The 26,663-nt window shown below is 30.6% G+C and carries 14 protein-coding genes, 4 pseudogenes and 2 CRISPR repeat arrays; of the genes and pseudogenes, 4 read left to right on the top strand and 14 right to left on the bottom strand.

All coding sequences use genetic code 11. The features are described 5' to 3' along the window. Positions 1–15 precede the first annotated feature (15 nt). The 3 genes from CPG45_RS13195 to CPG45_RS18305 all read right to left on the bottom strand — a co-directional run bounded on the left by CPG45_RS13195 (position 16) and on the right by CPG45_RS18305 (position 4,253). On the bottom strand, positions 16–1,578 hold the full coding sequence (locus CPG45_RS13195) for a Cas10/Cmr2 second palm domain-containing protein (protein WP_096232349.1): 1,563 nt from the start codon (positions 1,576–1,578) through the stop codon (positions 16–18). Next, positions 1,575–2,816: a PDDEXK family nuclease gene (locus tag CPG45_RS13190; protein WP_096232348.1), complete on the bottom strand. Its 1,242-nt coding sequence runs from the start codon at positions 2,814–2,816 to the stop codon at positions 1,575–1,577. The genes CPG45_RS13195 and CPG45_RS13190 overlap by 4 nt, the downstream gene beginning before the upstream one ends. A 159-nt stretch (positions 2,817–2,975) precedes the next feature. Then, positions 2,976–3,538: a CRISPR direct-repeat array (repeat unit 30 nt; unit sequence GTTTCAATTCCTAATAGGTAGGCTAAATAT). 520 nt (positions 3,539–4,058) lie between these two features. Beyond that, a complete protein-coding gene (locus CPG45_RS18305; RefSeq protein WP_350354086.1) occupies positions 4,059–4,253 on the bottom strand; it encodes an Rpn/YhgA-type helix-turn-helix domain-containing protein in 195 nt (64 codons plus the stop codon). A gap of 47 nt (positions 4,254–4,300) precedes the next feature. Here CPG45_RS18305 and istA point away from each other — a divergent pair. Then, positions 4,301–5,488, top strand: a pseudogene (gene istA, locus CPG45_RS13185) (IS21 family transposase). 92 nt (positions 5,489–5,580) lie between these two features. Next, positions 5,581–6,260, top strand: a pseudogene (gene istB, locus CPG45_RS18300) (IS21-like element helper ATPase IstB). Positions 6,261–6,334: 74 nt separating this feature from the next. Here istB and CPG45_RS13175 read toward each other — a convergent pair. The 9 genes and pseudogenes from CPG45_RS13175 to CPG45_RS13135 form a co-directional block, all read right to left on the bottom strand. Beyond that, the gene (locus tag CPG45_RS13175; protein ID WP_096232347.1) at positions 6,335–8,311 is read right to left on the bottom strand and encodes a glycosyltransferase; all 1,977 of its coding nucleotides are present in this window, start codon (positions 8,309–8,311) and stop codon (positions 6,335–6,337) included. Positions 8,312–8,499: 188 nt separating this feature from the next. After that, on the bottom strand, positions 8,500–9,432 hold the full coding sequence (locus tag CPG45_RS13170; RefSeq protein ID WP_096232346.1) for a hypothetical protein: 933 nt from the start codon (positions 9,430–9,432) through the stop codon (positions 8,500–8,502). Beyond that, complete coding sequence (locus tag CPG45_RS13165) at positions 9,425–9,793, bottom strand: hypothetical protein (protein WP_197702818.1); 369 nt, start codon at positions 9,791–9,793, stop codon at positions 9,425–9,427. The genes CPG45_RS13170 and CPG45_RS13165 overlap by 8 nt, the downstream gene beginning before the upstream one ends. 40 nt (positions 9,794–9,833) lie before the next feature. Continuing rightward, the gene (gene cmr4 / locus CPG45_RS13160) at positions 9,834–10,688 is read right to left on the bottom strand and encodes a type III-B CRISPR module RAMP protein Cmr4 (RefSeq protein ID WP_096232345.1); all 855 of its coding nucleotides are present in this window, start codon (positions 10,686–10,688) and stop codon (positions 9,834–9,836) included. Continuing rightward, positions 10,681–13,620, bottom strand: a complete 2,940-nt coding sequence (locus CPG45_RS13155) for a CRISPR-associated protein Csx11 (RefSeq protein WP_096232344.1) — start codon at positions 13,618–13,620, stop codon at positions 10,681–10,683. The genes cmr4 and CPG45_RS13155 overlap by 8 nt, the downstream gene beginning before the upstream one ends. Continuing rightward, entirely contained in the window at positions 13,617–14,477 is an 861-nt protein-coding gene (locus tag CPG45_RS13150) for an RAMP superfamily CRISPR-associated protein (protein WP_096232343.1), read from the bottom strand. The genes CPG45_RS13155 and CPG45_RS13150 overlap by 4 nt, the downstream gene beginning before the upstream one ends. Beyond that, a complete protein-coding gene (gene cmr1 / locus CPG45_RS13145) occupies positions 14,467–15,567 on the bottom strand; it encodes a type III-B CRISPR module RAMP protein Cmr1 (protein WP_096232342.1) in 1,101 nt (366 codons plus the stop codon). Before cmr1 ends, CPG45_RS13150 begins: the two co-directional genes overlap by 11 nt. A gap of 304 nt (positions 15,568–15,871) precedes the next feature. Next, positions 15,872–19,252: a CRISPR direct-repeat array (repeat unit 30 nt; unit sequence GTTTCAATTCCTGATAGGTAGGCTAAAAAC). A gap of 294 nt (positions 19,253–19,546) precedes the next feature. Then, the gene (locus CPG45_RS17685; protein WP_231968773.1) at positions 19,547–19,816 is read right to left on the bottom strand and encodes a hypothetical protein; all 270 of its coding nucleotides are present in this window, start codon (positions 19,814–19,816) and stop codon (positions 19,547–19,549) included. Positions 19,817–20,122: 306 nt separating this feature from the next. Continuing rightward, a pseudogene (locus CPG45_RS13135) lies at positions 20,123–21,428 on the bottom strand (IS1380 family transposase). Between the two features lie 220 nt (positions 21,429–21,648). Between CPG45_RS13135 and CPG45_RS18295 the strand changes: the two are divergent. Further along, a pseudogene (locus CPG45_RS18295) lies at positions 21,649–21,849 on the top strand (ATP-binding protein); the annotation flags it as partial. 1,375 nt (positions 21,850–23,224) lie between these two features. On the opposite strand, the gene CPG45_RS13125 reads toward CPG45_RS18295, so the two are convergent. Together CPG45_RS13125 and CPG45_RS13120 are read right to left on the bottom strand one after the other, a co-directional pair. Beyond that, complete coding sequence (locus tag CPG45_RS13125) at positions 23,225–25,000, bottom strand: radical SAM protein (RefSeq protein ID WP_096232340.1); 1,776 nt, start codon at positions 24,998–25,000, stop codon at positions 23,225–23,227. Then, on the bottom strand, positions 24,990–25,622 hold the full coding sequence (locus CPG45_RS13120) for a class I SAM-dependent methyltransferase (RefSeq protein WP_096232339.1): 633 nt from the start codon (positions 25,620–25,622) through the stop codon (positions 24,990–24,992). Before CPG45_RS13120 ends, CPG45_RS13125 begins: the two co-directional genes overlap by 11 nt. A 424-nt stretch (positions 25,623–26,046) precedes the next feature. Here CPG45_RS13120 and CPG45_RS13115 point away from each other — a divergent pair, with 424 nt between their 5' ends. Next, the gene (locus CPG45_RS13115) at positions 26,047–26,475 is read left to right on the top strand and encodes an IS110 family transposase (protein WP_096232338.1); all 429 of its coding nucleotides are present in this window, start codon (positions 26,047–26,049) and stop codon (positions 26,473–26,475) included. Positions 26,476–26,663: the final 188 nt, after the last annotated feature.

Raw genomic sequence — 26,663 nt, 5'->3', positions numbered from 1 at the left:
TTTAACCCTTCCCTCTCAAATTTCAATGTAATAATCAAATGCTTCAATCACATCATAATATGGTGTCATATCATGTGTGTCAAACAAGCTCTTACAACTCACATCATCAATTTTACACACATCAAGTTTTTTACTTCTCGCTTCAATCATAAAATCAACTACCTCTTCGCGACCTTCTAAAAAAGCATCTCTTAGATTCATTAATTTTGATCTTGGCCAGTTTTTAAAACTTTCAAATATTTTTTCAAAATTTCCCCACGAATATTTTCCTTCATCTATAATACACCACGGCCTATAAAGTAAATTATATTGAGGCAATTTATTATTATCTCCGCTCAATGATGGCAATGATGGATCCTTTAAACCTAAATTATAATTTTTTGCCCTCATTTCATCTAATTCATTAGTCATTCCACTATTTACTATATGAAAGTCAATCCAATTACCAACCGCTTCGTTTTCTCCTTTAAGAAATTTCCCTTTCCTCTTGGCTGAACTACAGCAATTCTCTGCTATTCTGTATGCTCTATCAATTGGAAAATGACTCTTTACTATAGCTACACCTGCGCAAGCAGAAATAGGAATTTCATAATTTCTTATTTTTGCACTATTTTTTTTATTAATAGATTTTAATATATCAACTGCTAATCCTAAAGCTAATTTACCATTACATATAAAAGTAATATCATCACCTTCCATAATTACTGGTCTAATGGGTAATTTATTATTTTTCAACTCTAAAAATTTTAGTTTTTCAGTTTTAATATTGTTTATTAAATTTTTTACCATATCTTCAAAAAACAATTTATATACTCTGTCAATTTCACTTGATAATTCTCTCATGGCTTTCATGCCTTCAGTAAAATCATCAAATTTCGATAAAAATTCATCTATTTCATGTCCCATATTATTTCCATCAATATGTACAACTCCTATGTAATTCTCACCTTCTGATTGTCCTAGCTCATCTAATTCCATTGGAAACTCATATTTCTCTCCATTATAATTAAAATTGTTAAATTGATCATTATTTGTTAATATATCTCTCTTACATTTAGTTTCAGTTGATATGTATATCTCTCTATTGTCTTCTGTAAATGAATATATAGCTGGATACTCATTATTTGCAGAAGGTTTTGTTATTGGTAATCCAAGAAGTCTCGTCCCTCTGAAATTCATGTTTTTCTTTTGTTCTAATTTATTTAACAATTCATTCCTTTTTTCTTTAAAGTCATCCTTGTGTATATCAACTTCACAATAAGCCGTAACATATCCAATTGAAGTAGCCTTTTTTAATAAAATAGTTGAAAATTCCTCATTAACCTTTTTCATAATATTTTTATCTTTATATAGTAAAGCAGCATTTCCACCGCCTATATAAACAATCCTGACATCAATATCCATCATATTATCCTTATCGTCATCTGAATATTTGAAATTACAATTTTTTATTGCATCAATCAAAAATTCCTTAAACATTTTTCTTACTAATTCAGAGCCACCAACAATTTCTTTTAATTTATTTGAGCTAAATATATAGTTTTGTATCCCAGTCGAATCATACAAACAAAATATCATTCTACCACCCCATCTTGAAAAACACTTTTTAATTTATTCTCAAGCTTTTCAGTATCGATTAAATTGTCTATTGATAAATATTCTACATTTTTATTATTTATAGCATCAAATGATGAAAGATCTTTTTTAAGTTCTTCTAAATTGTTATTTTCTTTAGATTTATCACTGGATATTGGACTTACTACAATTACTTTTGCATGTTCACCTGCTAGTTGATTTGCTCTGTAAATTGCCTCAAATGCTTTTTCTTTAATTATTTTTATTTTCTGTGATATTGTGCACGAAAATAAGTATGTACAATATCCTTTTATGGCTATAACATCTACTTCACATTCTCTATTATTATATTTAACTTTAACTGACTTATATAAGTTATCTATCTTTACATCATCTTTAATATTTTTTAAATGCTGTAAAATATAGTCCTCCAGCCATTTACCATCTAAAAACTCCTTTAACGATATTAGTTGTTCATTATCAACGCTTTTAAGATCTTTATACGGAATAATATCTCCGAATATTTCTTTTAATTTATTAAAATCCCCATTATTATTTTTTATTTTATTAATTTCTTCATTTAGTTGATTATAAGCATTTTTGAAATCTTGATTATTTTTATTTAATAAATCTAAAGCTTTTTTTGAAAATGTATCTATGTCTATTTTTGGAAAGTATAACTTACCATCTAATATGTCTTCATTTGCTTCCATATTATGTAGCTTAAAAAGAGTGGAAGCCTTAACTTTAATATAATCTCTTAAGTCTCCATCAAATGGATATTTCTTTACCTCTGTATCATCATTTGCTATAACATTGATTTTATTTGTTTTTGGGTCTAAGTCAGAAAAAATACATTCGATGTTATTATTTTTGCAATAATTTTTTACTTCATTATAACTAATTACAGACATGACCTTAGTACCACCTGTATAATTTAGGTGAATAGATTGAATAGAATCTTTTTCGTTTAATGAAGACAATTTCTCGTTTATATTTTCCTTTATTGTTTTTGGATCACGTTCATACAACCCCAAATCAATTTGTTCAAATTTTAATTTATTACCGATTAATTTTTCAATATTCTTAAAATACTTATATGTATCTCTAGAATAAACACATAATGCTACATCAGGACATGGCAATTCTTTTTTATCTTCCCTGCTGTCATTTAATAAGTAATTTAACACTGCATAAATAGGCAAAGGATTCGAACCTATCAACGCTATAAAAACATTCATTTAGAACTACCTCCATTACTTATTAATTTACATTTTAATAAGTAATTCGACATATTATTCCAATTTCCTTCTTTTGCAAATATATTTTTTATTAACTCTTTTATTAGGTAGGCTAAAAATTCAGAGTTTTAGCAGTGCTGTATAACATCAAAATACAGCGTTTCAATTCCTAATAGGTAGGCTAAATATCTGGTTTGTCAAGCCATACATTCCCGCCAGTGTCGGTTTCAATTCCTAATAGGTAGGCTAAATATTTCTTTTTTGTTTTGTTCCTCATGCGCCTTCTTTTGGTTTCAATTCCTAATAGGTAGGCTAAATATTTTCACACACACGAGATGAATATGAAGCATATTATGAGTTTCAATTCCTAATAGGTAGGCTAAATATATGCAATAAAAGGCATTGAGCAAGTTTTGAAAGAGCTGTTTCAATTCCTAATAGGTAGGCTAAATATGCCTGAAGAGGGTTATCCAATACTTTCAGGAATACATTGTTTCAATTCCTAATAGGTAGGCTAAATATTATCTTTAATAACTTCATAATAAGCAAATTCAAATAGTTTCAATTCCTAATAGGTAGGCTAAATATGGCTATCAGTCCAATTTCGGCTTCATACCATTTACGTAGTTTCAATTCCTAATAGGTAGGCTAAATATGAAGATGCACTTGCTGAAATTTATACGAAATCGAGGGTTTCAATTCCTAATAGGTAGGCTAAATATCCGTCTAAATATACTCAAATAAAGCCATAAGTTTTATTCAAATTCTAAAATAACCGTCAACCTCATAGCTTGATAATTCTACAAACCGTAGTATTCTAAACAAATTTCTACAAAATAGAATATAACAATTTCGTCGATCTCCCATACTTTTTACACTATTTAAGGTAGACGACACCTTCTACATATTAGCTTCAACAAATTTTAAGTCTTGTAAACTTTCATAGCTCGTATATATCTATATTCTACATAATTCTACAAAATCCTTCTTTTATTTTACTTTATTATTCATTTTTTTCTTTTGTACCCACTGCAAATTCATATGAAGAAACCTGATAATGTACATGACTACCATAATATTTATCTTCATCAAGATAATCTTTTCATGCGACTTACAAATTTATAGGTTATAACCACATATATTGCAAAAAACGTGCTAAATACTTTAATAAATAATCTTGCCTAACAAAAAATGAGCATAACATCTAATTTATCACAGATTGTTATGCTCATTATTCATTTTTCAATGTATCAACTTTTTTATTTCCTCAGCAGACAACTTTGTTATTTTAGCAATTTTTTCAATGCTTATACCTTCGCTCAGCATTTCTTTTGCTATCGCTATTTTTTCTTGTTGTGCTCCCTCCTCTCTCCACCTCTCTCCTTGAAAATGATAAAATAAGAATGTACGAAAAGTGGAAAATAAAAATGTACAAATTTGTACAAAAATTTGTTATCCTTCTGTTCGTAGGAGGGATACCAGCAATGAAAAATCTATTAGGTCAAATTAGCATATTAAAGGCTATGGAGATAAAAACTAATTTTTCAGAGCTAGCAAGGGAATATGGAGTAGATAGAAGAACTGTTAAAAAGTATTATGAAGGATATGAAGGCAAACAAAAAACAAGAAACAAACAAAGTAAATTAGATAAATACTATGATGAAATAATAGCAAAACTTGAAATAAAGTGGGTTACGGTAAAGAGAGTATACGAATACTTTGTTTCTAAAAATTATGATATTGGAACATATTCTAATTTCAACAAATATGTAAAGCGAAAAGACTTGAAACCTGCTAAAAAAGTAAGTGGTCATCCACGGTTTGAAACTCATGCATGAAAGCAAGCCCAGGTAGATTGGAAAGAAGAGATAAAGTTAGTTTCTAAATATGGAGAAGAATTCATTTTTAATGTTTTTAACTATAAGCGTTGATATTCAAGATATTGCTATTTTGAATATAGGAAAGCAAAAACACAACAAGATGTAATTTAATGCTTGATAAACGCTTTTAAAGCTACAGGAGACCTTTTTGACAATATGAAAACAATAGTTGATATAACAAACGAGGGGAGGAAGATAAATAATAAAATAAAAGCATTTGCAAATGATTTTGACTTTAAGAAACGCTTATGTAAGCCAAGACACTCATATACCAAAGGAAAGGTGGAATCATCTAATAAATTTATTGACTGGCTACTGCCATACAATGGTGAATTTGAGAATGAAGAAGATTTAATAAAGATAATTGGTGAAATAAACAAAAAAGTTAATCAATCTACAAATCAGTCAACAGGGATACAACCGATAATATTATTCCAAAAAGAAAAGGAGTATCTATCTCCTATGCCAAGTAATGATATCATAGAAAGTTATATGAACTTCGAACAAAAAGCAACTGTCCATAAAGATTCTATGATATATTACAAAGGTAGTAGATACTCAGTCCCTCCAAAATATATAAATAAAACTGTAACTCTTAAAACAGTAGAAAATGAGTTACATGTATATTTTAACACAGACTTGATATCTGTCCATATATTAAGTGATAAAAAGATAAATTATCACGAATCTCATTATAGAGAACTAATAGAAAATCTTATCAAAAACAAAGAGGACATTGAACAAATATGCACAAATAATCTTAACGAATTGGATAAATTATTGCATAGGTAGGTGAGGGTGTGAGTAACTATACTAAGCTATTAAACAATTTAGGAGAACTTGGATTAAATAACATAAAAAATAATATAGATACATATTTAAACATGATTAAATCAGGAGAAAAAAGTGTTATAGATGCTCTATATGAACTAAGCAATTTAGAAATAAAATCAAAACAAGAAAAAGCAATACTTGCATGTGTCAAAGTAGCAAACTTCCCTTTTTTAAAAGAACTTGATGATTTTGATTTTGAATTTCAACCAAGCATAAACAAACAAGAAATTCTTGATTTAAAAAGTTTAAGATTTGTAGAAAATAACGAAAATATATTGTTTGTAGGGACTCCAGGAGTAGGCAAGACACATCTTGCCACCGCCATAGGGATAGAATGTGCAAAACACAGATATTCTACATATTTCGTTCATTTTCAAGAATTGATGACTCAATTAAAAAGGCTTTAGCAGAAAACCGTTTAGAAATCCGATTAAAGCATTTTTCAAAATATAAGGTGTTAATAATAGACGAAGCAGGGTATTTACCAATAGACACAGATGCTTCAAATATATTTTTTCAGCTAATATCTAAAAGATATGAAAAGCATAGTACAATTATTACAACTAATATGCCCTTTTTAAATTGGGCAGAAGTATTTGGATCAGCAACATTAGCCAATGCAATATTAGGTAGATTACTTCATCATTCGCATGTTATATCAATAAAGGGACCTTCATATAGATTAAAATCAAAAGTTGAATATTTTAACAGTTCTTCGAATGCATCTTAGTATATTTTTTGTACAAAATTATATTCCACTTTTTGTACAAGGATATATTGACTTTTACAATTTAAAAAACAAAATTAAGCATAGTACTTTAATAAATCTTTAACAGCCATAAAAATGCTGCTAAAAACTCCCAATCTCCTTTTATAGTTAAAATCAAATTTAGATTCATCCTCAAACATCATTTGTATGAGTTCATCATATTGATCATTGGAAAGGTCAAAAAAATTTACTCCCAAAATACTCCTATCTTTTGAAATCCAGCAAATTCTGGCTTTTATTTCTCCAACTCTGTCAACATAAACATTTATTACATCTCCTGTCTTCAATTGATCTGTATTTTTCCCTTGAAATTTTATTTTGGCTCCATTTTCAGATATATCCTCTACAGTACATGCAACTTCCTCTGAAGCTGATTTGCTTACTGCAATTTTTCCAAACAAACCCACATCAAATCTTTCACTATTCCTGAATTTTGGTCTTTCCAAACAGATGAAGATTGCCATAAGCAAACCTAACCCATTATATATTGCCCATGAGATATTAATAATGTAAGCATCTATCAAATGGATATTTCCAGTATAAAATTTATACGCTGTAATTACTAATGCATAAATCGTCGCCAAAAACAATATAATATGGGGCATCGCTAATTTCCATAAAAATTCCGGTTTACCCCTCGTTCTGCCCTTCGGGGTAACATTAAATTTAATTCCGTTTCCAAAAACAAGCTCTGATAAAGCAGAAAGTGCAATATAAGGCGACATTGCTATTTCATAAATATTGCTCCATGTGATATTTCTTCTTTTTCCGACTGCACTCCTGAAAAACAATACAGATGATAAAAAATACGGTACAAAAAACAACAGTAAATCAATTACCCTTGCATTTAAAAGTACAATCCCAAAAATTAAATATATTAAAGGTGCTAAAATATAAATCATTTTTTGCACACCAAAAAACCAATATATAACACCATCAAAGTATATAATCCGCTGTTTTAAGTTTAAACCTTTTACTGTAAGCGGGTTCCATTTCTTTGCTACCTGAATATTCCCACGGCACCATCTGTCTCTTTGTTTTATCAAATCAGAAAAAGTTTCAGCCGAAAGGCCTATAGCTAAAACTTCATTAATAAAAATAGTTTTAAATCCTTTTGCCTGTAAAAGCATTCCTGTTGCCATATCTTCTGTGATTGTACCCGTAGGTATTCCCCCTATTGCGTCTAAAGAACTTCTTCTAAATACAGCATTGGTTCCAACGTGCAAGACGGCGTTATGAACGGACCTGCCGCTTTCTATATCTCGCATGAAAAAGTCCTGCTCATTTGGAATACTGTTTTCAAAATATAAGTTGTATTGAAACGGATCGTAATTATAAAATATTTGCGGGGTCTGCACAAAAGCCACACTTTTATCGATGAATTGTCCCAATGTTCTTTTCAAAATATTCCTTTTGGGAATCATATCGGCATCTAACAGCAATATAAATTCACCTTTTGTTTGACTCAAAGCGTTATTAACATTTCCCGCTTTAGCATATTTATTGTCGTTTCTGCTGATATAATGAGCTTTATATTCATCACATAGCTCTTTAACTTCAGCCCTTCTTCCGTCATCACACACATATACGTTGAATAAATTATCCGGATAATCTATTTTTTTACATGCAGAAACTGTTTTTCTTAATATATCCAAAGATTCGTTGTATGTTACAATGAATATATCTACTGTTGGAAGTTTTTCAAATTTTTCAATTGGAATATATTCAACCTTCTTATTCGACCAAAACAGCCATTTATAAACACAAGATTGAAAAAAACCTATCCACTCTGCTGTCAACAAGATGGTTCCTAAAATTAAACTCAATATGTTTAATTTTGGTACTGTATAAAATGTTCTCCATAATAAATATATTAATGTGGAAGTAATCGAAAAAAAGATTAAAAATTTTAAAAAATTTCTGTGAGCCTTTGAAAATAAATAACTAATGATTATAATAACTGTCATAAGCAATGATATTACCAATTTGTATGCAACAATGTTATCAATCAATTAGAGCCCTCCATTTCTTCATTTAATTTACCATATAATTGAATAAATATTAGAATTCATACAACATGTAAAAATCCTTATTTCATAATTTTATCTTCCTTTATATTTACTTCCACATAAATCGTGAAAATCCTTCTTTTTTTGAAAATGCACTATCAGGATTATAAACACCCCGTTTATAATAATTCTTAATTATTTTTGTCATTTTGACATATTAATAGAGTACCATCCCAAGCCACTTCACAATCAATACTATTATCTAACAACAAAACGGTACCGGGTGAAAAATAATATTCCAATTTTGAGATCCTATCACCTGGTTCGTTTGAACCGTCAGAATTATTGTCCTTGGGATCAAAATATCCTCTTCCCGTTATTAATTCTATATCTCCTTTAAATTTAATATCTTCGCAGTATTTTAGCGGAGCTGTTAAAGGTTTGTCTTTTTCCATCTTAATAGTTATTGTATTTTCTATATTTTCACTTTCTTTAATTGATTCAAGCAAAACATGTCCAAAACCATATTTTGACTCGCCGCCAAGTATTAATTCTTCTATTACATTGAAATTGTTTATAAATATTCCCAAACTATTTTCTTCGTTTTTTATTTCTACTTTATAATTTTCTATCTCAGCATTTTCTCTTATCCATATATACCCTTTAATTTTTGTATCTTTTAGTCTCCCACTTTTATCCTTAAATTTATTGTTTATAAACTCAATTTCATGTAAACTTCCATCGCTCGCAGTTCCCGAAGAAGCATCTACTGCAGTCGATAACCTGCTGCTTATGAATTTTTGCTCAAAGTCATGCTGATTTTCATTCCCAAATTTCAATCCTTCATTAGTATAATGAGGCATATAAACATGTTCTCCATCAAATACATAGAAGTATAAAAACTTAAAATTTTCCATAACAATAGAACCAATCTTTCTGTAGTTATCCTCTGAAGGATTTTTACATAAATATTCTGTTATCCTCTTTGTGACAGCACCCCAAAAGTTTTTCCCCGGCACATAATACCTTGTAGGAGAAATTACAGATCCTTTAAAAGGCATATATCCTATATGCAAAGGACTTTTTAATCTAAATACAACTTCAAGCTTTATCCAATTAGCCATTTTTCTCACCTATTTTTGCATGATAAAGAGCATACGTTAACGTGCGTTCAAGAATCTTCTTTGCAAAAAGAAGTTTATCCAAATCCGCAGCAATATTTTTTAATTGCTCGCAAAATTTATTAAAATTATCTTTATTAAATGACTCACTATTATTTAAAAGATACTGCTTTATTTCATCTTTATTTAACAATTTAATAAGTTTTTGTTTAATTTCCTTATCCTTGTCCTCAAGCCACAAGAACATTGCATAGACGCCATCTTCCCGCAAAACTCCAATGGCTTTTCTTATATCGTTTTGTGGATCTTTCCCTTTAGGCATGCTCTGACCAATTTCTATACAAATATAATCAAGATTTAACATCTGTATTTTCCTCCTTCTTTTTTAAATCTAATTTATTAACTTAAACCAGCTCAATTCTGCCAAATCCTCTTGTCCCCATACCTCCTATGCCAAGAAGTTTAAAATATGGCAATACATCCGTCATTATGTTTTTACATCCATTTTTATGTTTATCAATTCCTACTTCAAAGCCTAAAATTGTGCCTCTTGGTATTGCTTCATAGGTGAAAAGTGCTCCATCATCGGCTGTACCTGTTTCAGGATTAATCCTTACAGATGTCCTGACTTCAAGATTATCATTTACTATATGTGAAAAAAGCTTATCCGAAACTATAACAATTCGTTTAACCCATTCATTTATATCTTTTGGCAAAACTATAACACTACCATTTGAAATGTTTCCTATTTCTAATAAAATCCACCCCAGGTTTAAAGGTTTATTAGAATCTATTCCTTTTATTGCATAAGCCTTATCTTCAACTACATCGGGAATTTTTATATTTTCACCATTTTCACTTGATATTTCTCCAAACCAATACTTAAGAAGATCTTTAGTCGTAATCCATATAGTACCCTGTATTGATGAAACGGGGAAAAATATTATTTCACCATCATAAAATCTGACCATCCCTTGTTTTTTATCATCTCCAAAATAATCTTTTGCTTTTTTTTCAGCACAATCTCTTTTATCTTTATCATCACTTTTGTTTTTGCAGTCATTGTCATTTTCTATTAAATAAATTGTATAAAATTCTCTTGTAACACCAGACATTGAAGTACCCGGAATTTTAGGTAGGTCTGTAGCAGGGTCCCTGACTATTGTGTTGTCAACCCTTCCAAGCTTGTATCCTCCTTCTCCGATATGAACAGGGTCAAGGGTTTTTGCATAATACTTTTTAATTTCTACATTACTCATTTCCATTATCCTCCTTTATTTTTATAACATGTTTAAATAAAGCTATTGTGTCAAGCATCATCCCATTACAGGCAGAATAAATCAGAAAATATTTTGTCTCTTCTCTTAATTTATCCCATTTCTCCCCAAAAGCATCTATCAAAGCTGCCTTCACAAATTCTAGAAATATGCTGTTTTTACTTGAATCATTTACCTCTCTCCACTCCCTTAATTTATTTATAAGCATCTCTTCGATAAAGTTTATTTGAGAATTTGAAATGTTATTTTTTAGTGTTTTCCACAACTCAATCATTATAGAAATTTGATAAAGATAATATGGTCTTGAAGAATATAGCATATATTCTTCATCTTTTCTTTTCACTGTCTGTCCTTCTTTATTCTTTTTGTAAGATATTTTATATCTATCAGAGGTCCCACCGAGAAAATCAAAATCAAAATATCCTGGATATAAAGCATATGTTTTCCCTTTTGAAAGCATTGACAAGTCATCAAGCGTATACCTTTCATCATCTTCTATTTGCTTCGTTGGATAAAAGCCATAGTATTTATCATTTCTTAATCCTGTAACATCCCACCATGGATTCATATATACTGCTTCATTAAATTCTTTTCCTTCAAGCATTCTACCTTCAGCTTCAAGGAGAACATACATGGGAAACTTTCTATCTGCCACAAGCAATTTAATGTTTAACGGCAGCTTACCAAGAACTTTTTCAAACCTATCATTAAATAGCTTTGTTATTATTTCAATTATTTTTATTGAATCCGCTGCAGGAACTATAATGCGCAAAGAAAGAGGCGACCTGTTTATTTCTATAAATGGGATATACTCCTCTTCTTTTATATTTTCACTTTTAGGTTTTATAGTTTCACCTTGATTTAGTTTTAACAAGTTATCTTGAGCTTTTTTTTCATCTGCCAAATAATAAAAACCTTGTCTTAACGCATCCTTCACTGCTAATTTGCCCTGTTTTTTATTAAATTTAAATTTTTCAAGAGATTCTATAGTATAAAATTCTCCATTTGAAACATGTAATACAAGAATGTTTTCAGGCTTTAAATCTTCAATTTTAATAATGTAAGGAGTATTTAATTTAAGTTTTTTCTGTGTATTCAATTGACTTATATCAACATCAAATTTAATTCTTTTCCACTTATTAAAATATAATTTGCTTTTAATTTCTTTTAAAGCAATCCTAAAAAATTCTTCGGTCTCTTTCCATATCCTATACAAGCGAGCTGGTGTAGCATTTTGTGTGAATAAAAAGGCAGCGAGGCTTTCTTTTGTTAATTCAAAAGGTTTTAACCGTTCTTTTATATTATCAATGTGAGAGTTAATCTTGCCCTTACCAATGTTTACATCCTGAAAAAAAGTATCCAATATTTTAGCGATATCTCCTTTTTTATTATTATCATCTTTATTAGAAATCACATATTCTATTAAATCATAAACTGATTTTTTATTAGGCTGAAGTGGAGATAAAAACTTAATATCATTAAGCAAGTTATCATCTAATATTTCTGTAGTATTTTTATTTTCTTTATTTTCTTTTCTTACCTTCATCCAATCCTCAAAGCTCTGGGAATACAAACTCCCTATCATAGAACCATTAAGCCATTTATCAAGATTGAAATTCAAAGACAGCAAGGCAATACGGTTATTCGTATCAGCGACTTCATCTACCCATATTGTATTTTTTCTGTTTAAAAGCCACTCATCTAATCTTCCCCTTCTTCTTTCGTCACATATATCGCATCTTTCTTTTTCCTTATCTTTTGATCTTATTTTGCAGAAGGGGCAAATATCCTGTCCAACGCGCACCTCATGAATAAACTCAGGATTTTTAAAACATTTTTTTACTTCCCCTTCAACATATAGAACTGGTGTAGATTTTGGTTTTTTTCTTACTTCAGAAGCAAAATTCAGTTCATTTGCAATAATTGTCAATCCTCTATAATCTTTGCTTAACGTAAATACAGGCCAAATTTCATTATCGCTTCCTTGGTTTATAATATTTAATGCCTTTTCTGACAATTCACCGGCTACTTCAATTAATTTATTTCCACTTAATTGAGGAAAAGTAAAGTACATACCATTCAAATCTTCATAAACTGCATTTCCAATGGGATATGTAAATTCACATAATTCCTTGAGTTTTCCCTTAATATTATCAATAATCTCTCTCCTCTTTAAAATATCTGCTATCTTTCTCCCACCATTTATAAAACCAATGCCGTTCCATGAAATGCCAAATACTCTCCATTTCAACTTAGTTTCACTTAGTACCAATGCTGCTAAAACAGATTTAAATAAAGATGCTGTAGAATAAGAATGATCCCATAAGGTTACATCATTAGCGGGAATCCTTGTCTCACCAAGACTATGAGAAAATACTTTCATTAAATTGTTAATAAGAGCCTTTCTAAAACAACCTATATCCATGATTCCGGATATATAGTATTTAAATAATCCTAGAAGATTTTGCTGCAAATCTTCAAATCTTTTCCCTAAGAAATCTAAATTTATTTTTTCTTTAGGATATCCGAAAGGAGAAACAATAAACGTATTTTCACGGGATTGTTTCCTCCGAACTATGCCTTTGTCATCAGCAGAATCAAGATTATCACATTCTTTTAAATATTTTACGAATTTATCTTTAGGATCACGATCATGATGTTCTGTAATCAGTTTGTATACACTTGAATTATCACTTCCTATACTAAATTCAAAATACTTAGATTTAATCTTTTCATTTAATTCTGAGTTTAAAAACCCATCAATATTAGGATGATAAAATTTTTGTGGGGTATTTTCAAGGGACTGTGTACCTATAAAATCAGGATGAAGCTTACCAATATCATGAAGCAAGGTTCCAATCTCACCAATTAAAATATTCTCCCTGTTTTTTTCTAATTTCTTTAATTCGCTCATTCTTTTTCACCCTTTTCTTCAAACAACTCATCTATTTTACTTTTTAAGTCATTTAAAGTATTAAAATTACATTTTTTAACCAAATCTAATTTTACATTAATTTCACTTTCATTAGCTTCTTCCTGTATTACACCGAATCCTGAGCTCTTTTTTGCGGAAAAACCATAAACATAAAACATCAGTTGTAAAGCATCCGCAAGAAACTTTAAGTCATTATTAACTTGTTCTTTATCAAAATCCTTTCCCTTAGGGTAAGGCATATAAAGGATATAAAAATCTCCTTTATTTTCAGGTTTCATAACTTCTAAAGGTATGGGTCCTCGTGCAGGAGTTCTTGTATCCCGCTTCAATGGAGTAATTACATCTTTTTCAGGATCAACCTTAAAGAAGGTCGTAAAAAAATTCAATCTGCCTTTTTGCATAATTTCTTTATTTTTTTCTTCATCTTTCTCTGAACCAAACAACCTTCTAATAATTTTCTTCTTTTTTTTCTCATCCCAATCTACTCTCTCGGCAGCAAATCTCAAATGTCCTTTCCATGTTGAAGGTCTTACAATAGGAAGTCCCGTAAATTTATCTCTTACAATCGGATTTTCAAAAATTTTTTTATCCAAGATATGAAATTCTCCATCATCCTTACTTGTATACGGTTTTTTAAGTATAAATGGAATCTTTATTAAAGCTGAGTAATTAGGTAAATTTGCTAAGTCATTTTGAACAGGATAGAAATTGTTAACTTCATTTTTATTTTCTCTGATTAATTTGTTTTTCATACTGTCTTTCTCTTTACCAATTTCCAATTTTAAATCCTCTATTCTTTTATTAATATTTTTCGAAAGATAATAATCATACACCATTAATTAACACCTCCAATAAATCTTCCAAAATCTCATTACCCTGTTTTGCTTCAACTATCTCAATTTTATCAATACCATCTTTTTTCTGTTGATTTTGTGGTTCAATATTAAATAAATAATCTTTTAAAAAATTTAAACTTCCAGAATCTTTTTTACTCATTATCTTCTTTAATAACTCATCAATTTCACCATTTTTATCATCTTCATTATTCCTAATATATCCAAAAATTCTTACCTGAACGGTTTTGTCATTTATTTTATATCCGTGAGATACAAAAATCTTAGAACCCTTACCCATTTCTCCAAATATTTCATGTCTTATATTTTTATATTGTTCAAGTCTTCTTAAAGCATCCCTAATATGATATGCAATAGGTATAAAACCGTAATTATTCCATAATTGAGACCAATCTCTATTATAACGAGTATTCAATCCGCAACTTGTATCATATGTCCAAAAAACGTTATTTTTAATAAGGTTCATTATATCATTAGTAAATGTAATACTGATTTTAAAAAAGAAAAAGTCTTTCAAATTAGGAGAATCAATACCTTCCTTTTCGCTTTTGCATTCGTTTTTATTAAGCTTTCCTTTAGGCAAGTTATTCTCTTCAATTTTTATTACCCCATTTCCTTGAGAAACATGTGCACCTAACGCACCATAATTTGCAATAATCTTTAAAGTTGAATTTAGCATAGCCCATTCATTACTACTTATTTTCTTCAAAGGAGTAAATTTAAGAAGAATTGTTCCATCAGACATAAACCCTGAAACCTTTCTTATTTTTCTACAATCCTTTCTTACACCAATCCCAACCTCTGGTATGGTTTGATTAAACTCTACCTCAAGTCTAAATTTTCTTGCCCAGCCAGTACATCCAAAAAGTTCACAAGCACCGCAGTGTTTTTCACCATTACATTTAGTATTAGTAGGGTCACATGCGCTTTCTCCTAAGCCTCGTATCAATGCCTCATACCACCATCTTAAACTCCCAATTATTCCCGTCTCTCTCATATCTGTATTTTTCCCTTCTTCATTGCCTGTCCACAAAGGTGTTAGAGGTTTGATTTTAATCAAAAGTTCTTTCATAAAAATTCCTCCAATCTTTTATACCAGTTAGGTCCTTGCAGATATAGATTAAACTCAAAAGTAGGCTGAAAACAGAATGGTATAAAGAAGGAAAATACCATAGAAAAAAGTTTCAATTCCTCATAGTTTCAATTCCTCATAGACTCTCCATGCCGCAAATGCGGCACCAGCAGAGGATGAAAATAGGCTATTTTTACATTAGGTATGGGCTTAGTTTTTTGTTGCCTTTTTGAGGATCGTTATTTTCAGAATAGGTAGGCTAAAAACCCAAACTGTTTGTTACAAACAGGGCACACCTTAGTCAGTTTCAATTCCTGATAGGTAGGCTAAAAACTCTTTATATAAAATTAATACAGCTACATTATTATCTAGTTTCAATTCCTGATAGGTAGGCTAAAAACGAGACAATAGAAACAATAAAAGCGTTAAAAACACTAAGCTTTCAATTCCTCATAGGTAGGCTAAAAACTTGTTGGTCTTTGATTTTGTATCCACTTGTATTTGAATTCTTTCAATTCCTGATAGGTAGGCTAAAAACTAAATTTCAAAATGTTAAGGTCTTTTTCGGTCTCGTCTGTTTCAATTCCTGATAGGTAGGCTAAAAACACGAGGTGATGACATGAAAGCGAGAGTTTTAAAGCAGTTTCAATTCCTGATAGGTAGGCTAAAAACCGTGTATATGAAAGATAAATCATCTTTAAATTTTTTAGTGTTTCAATTCCTGATAGTTAGGCTAAAAACCTTATATAGTTTGAGCAACCATTATTTGCTCTAATTCGTTTCAATTCCTGATAGGTAGGCTAAAAACAAGGTTAATTAATAACTTTCTACTAATTCATATTTTTGTTTCAATTCCTGATAGGTAGGCTAAAAACAAATACAATGAAGAAGGAAATCCGATATGCCACATTTGGTTTCAATTCCTGATAGGTAGGCTAAAAACAAAAGACAGGATATGACATTTCTCAATATCCTAATCGTTTCAATTCCTGATAGGTAGGCTAAAAACTAATTTTTGATACCTATGAGTTATGGCTCGTATAATAAGTTTCAATTCCTGATAGGTAGGCTAAAAACCAATCTTTCTTTTTTAGATGGCTTCCACACTAAAATGTTTCAATTCCTGATAGGTAGGCTAAAAACGATGAATTATCAAAGGAGGCACAAGAAAAGGCTTATCAGTTTCAATTCCTGATAGGTAGGCTAAAAACTGGTGCAAATCCATACCTACTCACAGATATAACAACGTTTCAATTCCTGATAGGTAGGCTAAAAACTGATTTAGATTTCTTAGATGAATATGCTCTTTCGCTGTTTCAATTCCTGATAGGTAGGCTAAAAACATTTCTCATACATCTCAAGATCTTTTTTGTGTATGTCGTTTCAATTCCTGATAGGTAGGCTAAAAACCTTTTATTTCACCTCCATCGCTTCAATTTTCTTGTGGTTTCAATTCCTGATAGGTAGGCTAAAAACTACCATCAATAACATTTAAAACAATTCCTGTTATAAGTTTCAATTCCTGATAGGTAGGCTAAAAACAAAATTCTTCGTCTAACTTACCTTCTATGAAAGCATTAGTTTCAATTCCTGATAGGTAGGCTAAAAACCATTGCCTGCGATGCGGAAGTACATGTCAGTAAAAAAAGTTTCAATTCCTGATAGGTAGGCTAAAAACCTTTATCCCACAAACACCAGCAATTATTATTAGTTAGTTTCAATTCCTGATAGGTAGGCTAAAAACATATTGGAAACTGGAGGACAAGAAAATTCAAGCCAGTTTCAATTCCTGATAGGTAGGCTAAAAACTATGATTTATTGAGGTGATTTAAATGGCAACTCAATAGTTTCAATTCCTGATAGGTAGGCTAAAAACAGAAAAAGCGTTATCTAATTTAATTCCAGTCAAAATAGTGTTTCAATTCCTGATAGGTAGGCTAAAAACCATGAAAGTAAAAGATATACTTGGTTTTAAAGATTGTTTCAATTCCTGATAGGTAGGCTAAAAACTTTTGATGATGAAACAGCCAAGAAATTAGGCATAGAGTTTCAATTCCTGATAGGTAGGCTAAAAACGACGTCAACGTCTCGGATATACTGTCCGACTTGATGTTTCAATTCCTGATAGGTAGGCTAAAAACAAGAAGCAAGGCAATTATATGTATTAGCCCAAAAGAAGTTTCAATTCCTGATAGGTAGGCTAAAAACAGTTTTAAATTTAGCAGAAATAATGACTTTTAAAAATCCGTTTCAATTCCTGATAGGTAGGCTAAAAACTACGACAAGGCGGAAGCAAAAAGAATTCAACGTTATATGTTTCAATTCCTGATAGGTAGGCTAAAAACCATTAAATTTCAAAAACAAAATACTTATTATCTTTTGTTTCAATTCCTGATAGGTAGGCTAAAAACATGGGTTGTAATCAAAGACAATGGCGATATATGGGGGTTTCAATTCCTGATAGGTAGGCTAAAAACCATAAACGGACATGCAGTAGAAAACACAACTGGAAAATGTTTCAATTCCTGATAGGTAGGCTAAAAACACAAAGCACTACGTCACAGAAGTGCTAGCGAACACAGGTTTCAATTCCTGATAGGTAGGCTAAAAACGTGTTTCTGTTTGTTGTGTGTTTTCTCCACTTGTATCGTTTCAATTCCTGATAGGTAGGCTAAAAACGTAAAATCACTATCAAACAGCAATGACAACAAAGAAAGTTTCAATTCCTGATAGGTAGGCTAAAAACCCATTTTGTGTGCAAAAAACCGGCTTATCTTTCCCAGTTTCAATTCCTGATAGGTAGGCTAAAAACCTGATTGGCTTAGAGATTTTGATTATCCCTGGGGCAAGTTTCAATTCCTGATAGGTAGGCTAAAAACTAAAATAATAAAAAGATACATGCTACTATGTAAACTATGTTTCAATTCCTGATAGGTAGGCTAAAAACAAGATGAAGAGGGGGAGAAATATAAAGAGTTATTTCTGTTTCAATTCCTGATAGGTAGGCTAAAAACGAGCTTTGACAGATGCAGAGATAGCGGCGGATTATAAGTTTCAATTCCTGATAGGTAGGCTAAAAACTTAAAGAATCCGTCCCCTTCCATTACATTAGAAGAATGTTTCAATTCCTGATAGGTAGGCTAAAAACGGATGTCTGTAAAGCATTAGGCATGAAATACGTTCCTCGTTTCAATTCCTGATAGGTAGGCTAAAAACGTAATGATTGGGAATATTTTGAAGATGGAACATTTGCGTTTCAATTCCTGATAGGTAGGCTAAAAACTTTATTGCCTTTATTTTGTCTTGATATGAAATATGTCTGTTTCAATTCCTGATAGGTAGGCTAAAAACAGAAAAACGGTATTCTCGCCTTCTGGCATTGATCTCTGTTTCAATTCCTGATAGGTAGGCTAAAAACAGGAGGCGTCGCCTATAAAAAAGGCGACGCTATTCCTTTGTTTCAATTCCTGATAGGTAGGCTAAAAACGACAGAGACAAGGTCTGAATCTCGTTTTGCAGGGGGGTTTCAATTCCTGATAGGTAGGCTAAAAACGCTTGACTGGACAAGGGAAAGGAAAATATGGAACTTGTTTCAATTCCTGATAGGTAGGCTAAAAACTAAGCCTGAATTAATAAAAATTATAGAAAAATATGAGTTTCAATTCCTGATAGGTAGGCTAAAAACTCATTTAAAAGGCTTTACAAAAGCATTTAACTTTATACAAACTTCTGTTGCTTGTCAATCCGTTTAACTTGATTATACCATAAAATATAGTAAAGTCGATAATTTTTTAAAAAATAAAATTATAAAAAATGTCGTCGCTCACCAACACTTTTTGCACTATTGGAGGTCGACGACAAAATTCATACATCTGGTGACAGTTCATTTACTTTTTCAAGTTCTTACCTTGGTACGACATAATCTCACATTAGGTTCCAAAAAAGAAAGCAAATAAACCATCTCTATGCTTCATTCTTTTTATTTTAAGAGTCTAGTTACTTCATCATATCTACCCAGATAATCATTTTCAATTACGTTACATCTTTCTTCATCAGATAAATTGCTGCTCATAAATCCTATAAGCACTTCCTGAGGCCTTTTTCTCCTCATTTCAATCTCAGTCAAAATCAAGTTAAAATAATTTTGAATTACAAAACGTCTTAATTTCATCGGGTTATTTATTCTTACAAATATCTCAGTATTTTTCCCCCCAATTGCTTTATAGCTGGCAAGTCCAAATAACTCCAACAATACACTGCCAAATATATCAAGTTTGGCCTCTTGCTATTGTTGATAACAGCTATATAAGTAGAATATATATCTAAATTATCTCGTGTCTTACATGAAGAAATTTATCTTGATAAATAATTTTTTAACATTATATAATTTAGCCTGATTTATTTAGAGTAATGTAAAAATATAATTTCATCTAAATATATCCCTTGACGGCTTAGATTTTTGATTAATGATAATTTTTTCTCCTAAAAAAGGTAGACTTATCTTGTTGTATTATTTACTCTAAAATTTTAACTTGTCAAAGTACGTTAATAGTTGCTATTCAAGCTTCGGTCTTAGTTTATGGATATTTACCATAGTTTCATAAAATTCCTTTTTATAGAGGTAACTGCTACAAAGTTTGAATGTTATATATCGGGTACCTCGTACTATCTTTGATGCGTTTTTATCAGCTTTAGCCTTATAATATCTATCTGAAGCTTACGCATTTTTGCTGGAAGCACTAGACGTCTAATCCAATTGAATAGATTATATGCTAGCATTGATATCTGCAAGCGGTTTGCATTTACTATCTTGCTATGGCTGCTCATGGAATCAAAGTCAAATCCATTTTTGCATTCTTTAATGAAGTTTTCCATGCATCCACGTTTACAGTAAAACTGAATTAGTTTTTCCGGCTCCAATACCATATTTGTTACAATAAATGTATACAGATATGCCATTTGTCCTGTTGGTTTTTCTGCCTTAGCAACAACCCTACGCGGATACTTCCAGCTTGCTACCTGATAATGAATGAAATTCTCCATAGCGTACAGCGTATTCAAACAGCCATTTATCGAATTCATCTGTCAAATAAGCAGCCTCATAATAAAGAGTTTCATTAGTTTTCAGCCTTATGGCATATGAGCGCCCATTATGTTCAAGCAGATCAAAAAGTTCTGGAACAGCAAAACCACTGCACCACGTAGATACACATCCGTGTCATAATACTGTTCCATATATTCTAAAAGCAGCGGCTTCACAAACAGTAGAACCTTTTGATGTATAGACATTACCATCTCGAAGCTCGGTTTTTAAAAGGTCTCCGGTAAGTCTATCATAGCAAAATAACGGAAGATAACCATGACTAGAATAATGGTAACTAAAGCCTTCACCTTCCTGATTTCCATATGTGCTAAAAAGTGTTGAATCAATATCAAGAAGTACCATATCAGCAATTTTTTTGGAATAGGCTTCCTCATGATTTTGTGTATTTGTTCAAACTGTTGAAGCGTATCTTTATCCATACGGTTAAAAAATCTTGACATTGTTGGTTGTGATGCAAGTGCATTCTTATCAAGAATAGCATTAAATACAGGATCAACAGTAAGTTCATCAGCATCATCTTGAAAATATCCAGCAATGGTCTGATATATTATATGCTGTAAGTTTTCAGCATCCTTATGGATACGAAAACTGGCAGAATCATTTGTTTTGAAATTATCTTTTATTACCTTTTCAAAACCAACTTTGTGTGCAAATTTTTAAGTAAGAATAAACCTGTATCGGAAGATAAGTTGCCACCATTAAAATTTATTTTTATTCTGCTACTGCATTCTAAGTGAGTATCAATTAAACTAGACATATAGGATTCTCCTTTGTTTTGTATTAGTATAGTAACTATATTTTAGCAAAGTGAAACCCTATTTTCTATAGTTTAAATTTCACTTTTTAAGTGAAATGCAATAACAGTAAAAGAAGCAGTAACTATGCGGTATGTAGTGCTTTTAAGTAAAAATTAAGAATAATTCAGGTTTAACATTCAACTTCGCATAATAATTAACTTTCTATAAGACGAACTTGGCTATATCTCTTTTGATAAAGAAGGGTCTGAGTTTTTATTTACAAACTTATCATTAAGAGCAGGGAGAAAATCAACAATAATAATGAAAAACATATCATTTGAAATGTGGGATGAAATATTCCAAGATCAAGTCATGACAGCAGCAATGGTAGATAGATTTACACAAAAAACTTATATTGTGAATATTAATTGTAATTCATAAAGGTTAAAAGAAACAGAAGAGTGGATAAAGAATCAAAGTATTGCATAATTTTTTATACCCAAAGCTGGGGAAAATTCAATTGAAATTTGGTTTATTTTTTTACTTGACAAATACATAATACTATAAAGAGCAATTCGTCAGTCTCATAAATTTTATAGCTTTGATGTCTTGGATCTTCTGGATCTTTGAGCTTTTCAATGAAATCCTAAAAAAAATGTTTCATTACTTTTAGTAATTCTCTAAAAGCCTTACTTTCTTTTGTTAATTCTCGTCTTCCTTTTATCGTCATTATTAATAGTCCCTTTACAATAAAATAATTTTAGCTTATATTACAATTTTATTAAAATAATTATATATGGGGCTTTTTTACTCGAAAAATTTTTACTCCTCATAGCTGAAAAAGAACCATTTTTATTTTACAGTTTACCTATATAAGCATTAAAAATGAATTATTGATAATACTAAAACTATACCAAAAGCCAACATTGTGTCAATTAGTAAATCATATATATTTTTCTTTGAAACCTCCAATAAAAATAAAACAATAATATTGGAATCAGTAAAAACTTTGCCCAGGTATAAGTTACTTAAAAGTAATACCACAAGAGACTTTAACTAATATATTTTAATGACATAGATTTTGCACGAATACACTGTAGGAATATTAAAACTGGAACATAAAATAACATTTCTAAATATATATTTAGCACTAATAAGAAGCAATCCTATTCTAACCAAAGAATTAATATTTCAATTAAATAATTTTAAATTACTAAACACAATAAGTATTACAGCTATTATGTTTGAAAATAAAAGAATAATAATGTTTTTACAAGATAAAGAATCCGATTTTTTATTATTTTTTTTATTATATAATAACATTTGTTTCTATCACTGCTCTTATAATTATAAATATTCTAGATATACATATAGTAATTATTTCCCATAAAGAAACTTTTCTTCTCAATTAAAAAATCATAAAAGCACGTTATAATAATAACAATTATAGTCATTCCTAAATTCAAATACAATAAATAATGTTGATTAAAAATTATTTTGAATATTTAATCCAAATATCCATATTGTCCACCAATTAAACAATAATTTAGTTACAAAAATACCAAACACTAAAAACACCTAATATACCGCATATCACAGAATAAATAAAGTCATAACTAACTATTTTGAACTATAGATTTTGAAACTTATATAACTTATATGAGATCTAATACATTAAAATAATTTATCATATCAAATAAGCTTTGTCTTAAATTTTTTGGAATATTAATTACTCAACCATCTCATACTGAAACATGTGATGGTTGAGTTTTAGCAAAATTTTAATATTTTCAAATCATTCTTTACGTATTTAGCTTTATGAATTCAGCTTCCATTTATTGCTTGGCTTGGCAAAAGAACGGTTTAAATTTGCTAAAGTAAAATCTATATTATAAAATTTTTGATAGAATTGTTCAACTTCTTTTATTACATTAAAATTAAATATATCAGGATGCAGAATATTGGCCATATACATAAGTCCCAATATCCATCTTGGACTTCCAAAATCCAATCCCGGTGCTATATGTGTATATATTCTTTTGTTTTTTACTGCTTCTACATTTATTCCATCTTTAATACACTCATCATAGAAATCTTCAACTGAATTAGATATAAATGCAGAAATGAAAATGATATCTGGATTTAATTTATTTAATTGTTCAACTGAGATTCTCATTCCAGGTCTTCCGCTGCAATCAAGTTCTTTATTTACACTAATACCTCCAGCTGCTTCTATCAATTGATTTTCCATTCTTCCACCTTTGATGCAAAAAAGCGGTTTACCCATAGCATAATATACTTTAGGCTTATTTTTTACATTAGCTAATCCACGTTGAATTATAGAAATTCTTTCTTCCATATAACTTGATAAATTTTCTGCTTCATTGTTATAGCCAGCTATTTTTCCAAAATTTCTTATAGTATCAATATAACTATTTAAATTTTGTATATCCATATGGAGATTTTTTAATTTCCCACTACAAAGCACATCTTCCCATACCTTCACTATTTTATCTTTATCACTAACACCAATAGTTATTAATATAGATTCCATTATTTCCAGCGCTCTGGTAAAGGGGTATCCTCCTTGAAAATCAGCTTCCTGATATCTTACATTTTTTAAAGAGCCTTTAAAGTTTAATTTAAATGAACACCTTGGACAAATTTCTTTTTCCACTAATTCTGAACTTATTAATTTTGCACCCATAGGGCCGTAAAAATCTCTTTTATAAATAAGTTTCCCACATTTAGGACAATATGTGTTTAAGAAATCAGTTCCTGGCGAATTAAAAAGATACACATAGTTAACATACTGCATTAATTGTTTTATAAGCTCTTCTGAAGCTTTAATAGAGGGTTCTAAAGAACAATCAGCTTCTTCCAGTGGAATAAAACGCATAATTTGTAAAGGTATATCTTTGGATATTTCGCTTATCTTTTTTGCAAGCTCTATTACTTGTTCCTTATTCTCGTTACTGTATACACAGGAAACCTCAATAAATACTCCATTATCATGCAATATTTTCATATTCCTTATAACAGGATTAACTGTACTTCCACCGCATTTACGGTAAATATCATCAGACATCCCTTTTACACCTATATTAATAAAATCTAAGTATTTAATAATTTTATTTAAAGCATCTTCAGTAAAATATGTGTTAGAAGAACAGCCTACAAGTAGTTTTCTTTTTTTTGCAGCTTCTGCGACCTTAATAAATGTGTAAAAAGAAGCAATCGGATCATTCATCAAAAAAGCAATACCAATACAATTATTTTTTATAGCTTCATTTACTATTTCCATCGGAGATAACTCCTTAAGGGCTTTGCTCTTATGATTCATTTCTTTTACAATTACTGTAGAAATACAACCCGGACAATGAAAATTACATCCTACAGTACTGATCTGTAAAAATTTTTGCCCTATATAAAAATGTAACATAGGCATGGTTTCTATTGATATTGGACAAGTAATAAGATACTTATTTGGGAATCTTTCTACAATAACTTGTCCATTATTTTCATATAAACCGCATGCTCCTGTACCATTTTCGGGAATTTCACAGCCTCTTTCGCAAATTTCACATTTCAATGTTGTTACCTCCTCGCATAATCAACCATAATCCTGATTCATCCATAATAACTTCATAATTCTTAATTCCTGCAAGCCTTAATTGATCATTAAGCATTCCTACTGGATCATTACCAAAACTCTGAATCATGCCTCCCTTCCACTCTTTATTCATTCTTTTCATATTTGCTATTATCTGTTCTTTTAATTTTGCTGTGCCAAAGCCACCGCCAATATATGCCATTCCTTCTGGTGTAAGTATCCTGTGAATTTCCTTAAAGGCTTTTTGAAGGTCCTGCCAAAAAAATATTGATCCTCTACTTATTACAAGATTAATTGTCTGGTCTTTAAAAGGTATATTATGAACATCTCCAAGTTGAGTTCTGACTTTAGCTTCCAAAGCATTCTTTATAATATTATCACCAGCAATTTTTAACATTTCCTCAGATTTATCAAATAAAATTACAGACAAGTCCGTAATTTTAGCTAATTCGATTCCAAGATATCCTCCTCCAGTTCCTATATCTAAACATGTACCTGTTGTTATACCTGTTTTGTATTTTATTTGCTTTGCAATAACAGGATAAACTGGAGCAAATACCTCGCGAGCAATTTCATCAAATTCCTCTATATTTATTTCCATTCTTAATCATCCCCTCGTATAATATATTTGATAAATTAAAGTTATTGTATTGCCAAAAAAGCATGTGCCTTGATAATTTAATATAGTTGTCATTAAATGGGCTGCATAAGAGCTAACATTTAAAACAGGGACTTGAATTTTTCGTGATGTTCAAAGAATAATTAATTATATTAGATTACGGGGAAATTCTGCATCCTGCTGTAATTTTGACTACTTAAAAAAGTCTGCATCCCTAAATCTCGTCTTAAACTTCTAACCCCGCAGGCTGTTCCCTCTGACAATCCATGCTGGAAGTAGCAGCTTCCAGGCAGCCCCATGGACCAGAGTGAGTTCTAATGCACAAGGGTGTCCTTAAACGAGTAATTCTGGGGGCACCCCGAAGGATCCATATCCTGTATCCTAAAATGAAAGAAGGTCAGTTACTATGAAGTTGTTTATAGGTGTAGACGTCAGCTCTGATGATTTAAAAACATGCATTATGGATAGTGAAGGTAATACTCTAAAGAAGTTTGCTGTTCAAACAATCCTTCTGGTGCAAGTTTTCCAGGATCAGGTTATCTTTTATGCTGATAAACATTCTTGCCAGGAAATCCGCATTGGAATGGAGTCTACTTCTGTCTACAGCTTTCACCCTGCTATGTTTTTAAACGAGGATGAGACACTAAGCAAGCGTCAGACAAAGGTTTATATTATTAACGCTACGCTTGTTAATAAGTTTAAGGAGTCTTACCCTTATCTTGACAAGACTGATGATGTCGATGCATGGGTTATTGCCGACCGTTTGCGCTTTGGACGTATTCCAACATGCTGTAGTAATGCAGGAACAGCTCCTTGCCTTTCAAAGGTTGACTAGAATGCGTTACCGCTTGGTACATAACATGACCCATGAGAAACAACATTTCTTGCAGAATCTATTTCTTAAGTGCCTTTAAGTCCGAGGTTGAAAGTTCTGCTTTCGGTAATGCCATGATGGAACTTTTCCTCGAAAAATATTCTATTGATGAGATTGGCTCCATGGATGTTACAGTGTTTCTTGTTTTT

It is taken from the genome of Thermoanaerobacterium sp. RBIITD, from assembly GCF_900205865.1.
Lineage (GTDB): Bacteria > Bacillota > Thermoanaerobacteria > Thermoanaerobacterales > Thermoanaerobacteraceae > Thermoanaerobacterium.
The sequence above is the reverse complement of the archived record's forward strand: the minus strand, read 5'-3'. Positions and strand labels throughout refer to the sequence as shown.

Coding starts and splice junctions, on each gene's coding strand:
- CPG45_RS13195 (WP_096232349.1), bottom strand. CDS start 1,578: ATGATATTTTGTTTGTATGATTCGACTGGGATACAAAACTATATATTT.
- CPG45_RS13190 (WP_096232348.1), bottom strand. CDS start 2,816: ATGAATGTTTTTATAGCGTTGATAGGTTCGAATCCTTTGCCTATTTAT.
- CPG45_RS13170 (WP_096232346.1), bottom strand. CDS start 9,432: ATGGCTAATTGGATAAAGCTTGAAGTTGTATTTAGATTAAAAAGTCCT.
- CPG45_RS13165 (WP_197702818.1), bottom strand. CDS start 9,793: ATGTTAAATCTTGATTATATTTGTATAGAAATTGGTCAGAGCATGCCT.
- cmr4 (WP_096232345.1), bottom strand. CDS start 10,688: ATGAGTAATGTAGAAATTAAAAAGTATTATGCAAAAACCCTTGACCCT.
- CPG45_RS13155 (WP_096232344.1), bottom strand. CDS start 13,620: ATGAGCGAATTAAAGAAATTAGAAAAAAACAGGGAGAATATTTTAATT.
- CPG45_RS13150 (WP_096232343.1), bottom strand. CDS start 14,477: ATGGTGTATGATTATTATCTTTCGAAAAATATTAATAAAAGAATAGAG.
- cmr1 (WP_096232342.1), bottom strand. CDS start 15,567: ATGAAAGAACTTTTGATTAAAATCAAACCTCTAACACCTTTGTGGACA.
- CPG45_RS13120 (WP_096232339.1), bottom strand. CDS start 25,622: ATGGAAATAAATATAGAGGAATTTGATGAAATTGCTCGCGAGGTATTT.
- CPG45_RS13115 (WP_096232338.1), top strand. CDS start 26,047: ATGAAGTTGTTTATAGGTGTAGACGTCAGCTCTGATGATTTAAAAACA.